The organism is Inquilinus sp., assembly GCF_057815775.1.
Genome location: NZ_JBYRFX010000271.1, coordinates 1 through 3,703 on the forward strand (window position 1 = coordinate 1; position 3,703 = coordinate 3,703).

At 68.5% G+C, this 3,703-nt stretch carries 4 protein-coding genes; 1 reads left to right on the forward strand and 3 read right to left on the reverse strand.

Annotated elements, in window-relative coordinates; all coding sequences use genetic code 11:
* Positions 1 to 375: 375 nt before the first annotated feature.
* Entirely contained in the window at positions 376 to 741 is a 366-nt protein-coding gene (locus tag AC3XYG_RS09595) for a response regulator (RefSeq protein ID WP_489139597.1), read from the forward strand.
* Positions 742 to 1,016: 275 nt separating this feature from the next.
* Here the strand turns inward: AC3XYG_RS09595 and rpmG are convergent, their stop codons facing one another.
* The 3 genes from rpmG to AC3XYG_RS09610 form a co-directional block, all read right to left on the reverse strand.
* Positions 1,017 to 1,184 (reverse strand): 50S ribosomal protein L33, encoded by a 168-nt coding sequence (gene rpmG, locus AC3XYG_RS09600; protein ID WP_489139598.1) that lies wholly within the window; start codon positions 1,182 to 1,184, stop codon positions 1,017 to 1,019.
* Positions 1,185 to 1,304: 120 nt separating this feature from the next.
* Positions 1,305 to 2,891, reverse strand: coding sequence for a S41 family peptidase (locus AC3XYG_RS09605; protein ID WP_489139599.1), 1,587 nt, complete (start codon positions 2,889 to 2,891; stop codon positions 1,305 to 1,307).
* A gap of 93 nt (positions 2,892 to 2,984) precedes the next feature.
* Positions 2,985 to 3,703, reverse strand: a 719-nt coding sequence (locus AC3XYG_RS09610) for an RNB domain-containing ribonuclease (protein ID WP_489139600.1), incomplete at its 5' end; no start/stop codon positions are given.

Genomic DNA, 3,703 nt, shown 5'->3' on the forward strand with positions numbered 1-3,703 from the left:
AAGGCGTCGCAGTCGAGATGGGCGATGGTCAGGCTGTGCAGTTCGGCATGGCGGACCAGGCGCGGCGACCCGCAACGGCCGCAGCGCCGCGCGCCCGGCGCCGGATGCGCGCCGCAGTCCCGGCACAGGCCGGGCAGCAGCTCAGCCCGGCCCGGCTTCGGGGTCATGGTCATCGCCGGGGATGCGCCTCGATGGGTCGGCCATGGCGCCATCGTACTCTTTTTGTACCGGCTCTCCAGCGCCTGATCCGCCGCACCGGCCAATCCGCTGCTGCGCATCGCCGGTTGTGACGCCATGCGGCCTTTACAACGCGGGATGCGGCGACCGATCCTGGGCGGACAGGGATCGCCGGATTGCGGCGCTTGGGGGCGGGTCATGGCGAAGACGGTGCTGATCGTCGAGGACAACGAACTGAACCGGAAGCTGTTCGTCGATGTGCTCGAGGCCAATGGCTATGCCACCGTCGCCGCGGACAACGCCGCCGATGCGATGCGGCTGGCGCGGGCGCACCGGCCGGATTTGATCCTGCTCGACATCCAGCTGCCCGAGATCTCGGGGCTGGAGGTGACGAAGTGGCTGAAGGCGGACCCGGAGCTGGCGGCAATCCCGGTGATCGCGGTGACGGCGCTGGCGATGAAGGGCGACGAGGCGATGGTCCGTGCCGGCGGCTGCAACGACTACATCTCCAAGCCGATCAGCGTCGCCGGGTTCATCGCCACGATGCGGCGGCATCTGGACTGAGAACCCGTTCGGAAACGCGCCGGCGCGGCCGTCTGATAGCGGCTTCTGCGCTTCCGGTGCTCACGGGACGACCATGTCCGCTGCGCGCCGGTTCTCGAAACCACCACCAGCCGACTCACGCCAACACGTTTCCAAACGGGCTCGGACGCCGGTGCTGATTCGGTCAGGTCCGGGTTTGCCAGGCCGGGGGCGACGAAGCGCACATATGCAAAAGGCCCCGCCGACGGCGAGGCCCGAGCATGTTCTGGAGCAAGTCCAGCGGCGCGAGGCGCAGCTTACTTGATCTTGCCTTCCTTGAACTCGACGTGCTTGCGCACGACCGGGTCGTACTTGCGCAGCGTCAGCTTCTCGGTCTTGGTCTTCGGGTTCTTCTTGGTCACGTAGAAGAATCCGGTATCCGCGGTGCTGTTCAGGCGGATCTTGATGGTGCTCGGCTTCGCCATGATGCTAGTTCCAATATTTCTCTGCTCGGCGCCGCATCACGGGCCGGGAAGCGCGCACCATACCCTCCGGCGCGCGCGAGTCAAGTGCGGCGATGGGCAAGGGCCTCGCGCCGGCCGCCGTTACGGCGTGCGGGCCGCTGTCACGGCATGCGGATCCTGGGTGCCCAGGGCCTGGGCATAGAGTGCGGCATCGCTGACCAGGGCGATGGCGACGTCGACATCCAGGTCGGCGTCATGCACCTGCCACGGGCAGACGGAGCGGATGCGGCGCAGCGCCGCCTCATCGTCCGGCGCGGCGCGGCGGTCGGTCACGAAATCGGCCGGGCGCGGCAATTGGCCGGCGCGGAACGCCTGGACCACCGTTTTGGCGTCGGTCTCGGTGCTGCTGCTGGTGCAGACGGTCGGCACGATGCCCTGGCGGTGCCAGGTGTAGCCGGACGGCGCGTAAATGCGACTCCAGGTCAGGAACAGCTCGCCGTCGTTCGGCAGGCGGGTAACGGTCTGGACGCTGCCCTTGCCGAAGGAGGTCGAGCCGACCAGGATCGCCCGCTCGGAATCCTGCAGCGCCGCAGCCGTGACCTCGGCCGCAGAGGCCGAGTGGCCATCGACCAGCAGCGCCAGCGGCAGGTGGTTGGTGATGTCTTCGCTGTGGGCCACGAAATTCTGGTCGCTGTCCGGATTGCGGCCGCGGGTCGAGATGATCTCGCCATGCTCCATGAACAGATCGGCCAGCGACACCGACTGGTCCAGAAGCCCGCCGGGGTTGCCGCGCAGGTCCAGCACCACGCCTCGGGCCCGGCCGTTCAGGCCGCGCAGCAGGCCGGTCACGGCGTTGCGGACCGCCGTGGCGCTGGTGGTGTTGAACCGCAGCAGCTTGACGATGACCACATTGTCCCGCACCTGGCTGCGGACCATGTTCTCGATCACCTTCTCGCGGATCATGGTCGCGGTGCGGGTGGCGCCCTTGGGCTCGCGCACCGTCAGGTCGACCTTGGTGTTGACCGGGCCACGCATCAGGTCGGCGATCTCGTCGACCTTGGCGTCTTCCACCGAGACGCCGTTGATCGCGATGATCAGCGATCCCTTCAGCAGGTTGGCGCGGGCGGCTGGCGTGTCCGGGAACACGTCGCCGATCACCGAACGGCCCTTGTCGTCCTGGCTCAGCGCGATGCCGACGCCGGTGTAGCCGTCGCGCTGGGCCCGGTCGTCGCGGGCGCGGTCCGGGTTGACGTAGCGGGAATAGGGATCGAGGTCGGCCAGCAGCCCGTCATAGACCGCCTGGTAGGCCGCTTCGTTGCCGGCCGAGGCGACCTTCGGCGAGGCCAGTGATGCCGCGTCGAGCGAGGAGGCCACAAGCTCACCCCAGTCATAGGCCGCGTCCGGGGCGGGGGAGTCGAAACCGGCGATGACATGGCCGGTGCGCAGCAACTCGACCCGGCCGCTGTCGCGGCGGGCGCTGAGGCTGTCATCGATCTTGCCCAGGCCGTTGAGCCCGTCCAGCGCCAGCGCGCCGAAGTCTTCCTTGACCAGATAGACTTCCTGGATGCGGCCGAAGCCCTGGGTGAAGACAGAGGGATCTGCGAAATGGCCGCCGTCGCGGGCCTCGGACTCAGCCGGAAGGGACGAGGACTCCGGGGAGGAGGAGACACAGCCCGGGAGCACCAGCAGCGCCGCAAGAATTGCCGCGAACCGCTTCTGACGAAACACTTAATGGAACTCCGGCCCCAGCTCTGTCACAGGCCACCATAAGCCCAAGGCTTGACAGGAAAAAGGCAATATTGCAGCGCAGCAGGGCTGCGTTCAGCGCCGGGGCTTCCAGGGTGTCCGCGGGCCCTTGTCGCGGTTCCGGCGGCGCTGGTCGGGCGGCGGCGCCATGCCGTCCAGTTCGGCGCCGTGGACGGCATCGACCAGGGCGAAGACGGTGCTGCCGGTCAGCGGATCGGCCTCGGTGACGCGGATGCTGACCTTGGCGCCCAGCCGGAACACGCGGTTCCAGCGCCGGCCGATCAGGGCGTGTGCCGCCTCGTCATGGTCGTAATAATCGTCGGGCAGGGTCGAGATCGGCACCAGCCCGTCGGCGCCCGAATCGTCCAGCTCGACGAACAGGCCGAAGCGGGCGACGCCGGCGATGTGGCCGGGCAGGATCGCGCCTATCCGGGTCGACAGCCAGCTGGCCAGGTAGCGGTCGACCGCGTCGCGCTCGGCCTGCGCGGCCCGGCGTTCGGTGACCGAGATGTGCTGGCCGATCTCCTCCAGCCGCGACAGCTCCTCATCCGTTGCGCCGTCGCTGCCGAGATGCAGCAGCCGGATCAGTCCGCGATGCACGGTCAGGTCGGCATAGCGCCGGATCGGCGAGGTGAAATGGGCGTAGCGCGGCAACGCCAGGCCGAAATGGCCGAGATTGTCGGGGCTGTACACCGCCTGGGCCTGCGACCGCAGCACCATCTGGTGCACCAGCGCCGCCTCCGGCCGGCCCTCGGCCCGCTCCAGGATCTGGCCGAACACCCGCGGCCGGATCA

Excerpts from the sequence above, each read along its gene's own strand:
- AC3XYG_RS09595 (WP_489139597.1), top strand. The coding sequence starts at position 376 with ATGGCGAAGACGGTGCTGATCGTCGAGGACAACGAACTGAACCGGAAG.
- rpmG (WP_489139598.1), bottom strand. The coding sequence starts at position 1,184 with ATGGCGAAGCCGAGCACCATCAAGATCCGCCTGAACAGCACCGCGGAT.